At 38.6% G+C, this 1,008-nt stretch carries 1 protein-coding gene; it reads left to right on the top strand.

The genetic code is table 11. The features are described 5' to 3' along the window. Nucleotides 1-715, top strand: a 715-nt coding sequence (locus tag DWW23_RS05955) for an integrase core domain-containing protein (RefSeq protein WP_199664124.1), incomplete at its 5' end; no start/stop codon positions are given. Nucleotides 716-1,008: the final 293 nt, after the last annotated feature.

Below are 1,008 nucleotides of genomic sequence, written 5' to 3'. Positions count from 1 at the left end.
AAGAATGCGTGCAGATGCCTATGACACGATGATTGATGTGGCAGAAGAAATGTTCAAGATTCCGATCAGAAAAAAAGCTGGCACCAAACAGTCTTATTATCAGTATCATGAGATTGATTTTGAGCGGCTTGTATTCAAAGGTTTTATATTGGAGTATGTCCATGATATTCGTCTAAAAGCTCCGCGTATAGGTTACCAGAAATTATTTGAAATGTGCAAGAGTTATTTTGGGGAGAAGTTTACAATGGGACGTGATGCCTTTTATAACCTGTTGAGAGAAAGCGGTCTGATGCTTCGGATAAAAAGACGTAAAGCACGGACAACTTATTCGGATCCATACGCTCCTTTCTATCCAAATCAGATAAAAGGTCTGATTCCTACTGCAGCGAACCAGGTTTGGGTAAGTGATATATTGGCAAAAAATGGTATGCAAGCCAGCCGTACAGAACACGGGGATCCACTGGAGAATGCTGTAGCTGAACGGGGTAATGGCATCCTTAAACAAGAGTGGCTTTCTTTATATTCCTTTGAAAATGAGGACGAGATACGAAAGGTATTGATTCCGGCTATCGAGTTTTATAATAAGGAAAGGCCCCATGCCAGTAATAACCGGCTAACGCCTGAGCAGGCATACAAACAAGACAAGGAGTTGAAAAGAATGTGGAAAATTATCCTTATACGAAAACTCATATCTCTGTTTATCAATAGAGATTAACGCTCGTCGGGAGTGTTGCTCCACTCCCTTGCCGCTTAGGCGATCCCAGAGCAATGAGTTTTTGGATGAGTGATTTTTATTCACTAACTTTGTTTCTCTTTCCAACCGACAGAGCTTTCTGTAAAGTTGTTGTAGGAATAAACACAAAAGGTGTAAACTGAAGTTAGGATTTTAGTATTGTTATGTAAATTATTTTTAGTAATAAATGTTTTATCTGTAAACTACTTTCAGTAAAGGTCATGCTACAGTATAAAGTATTCGTTTGATATATATCAAACGCAAAGAACACATAT

This window comes from Parabacteroides sp. AF14-59 (genome assembly GCF_003479515.1).
GTDB lineage: Bacteria > Bacteroidota > Bacteroidia > Bacteroidales > Tannerellaceae > Parabacteroides > Parabacteroides faecis.
Note: the sequence above shows the minus strand (reverse complement) of the source record. Positions and strands in the feature narration are given on the sequence as shown.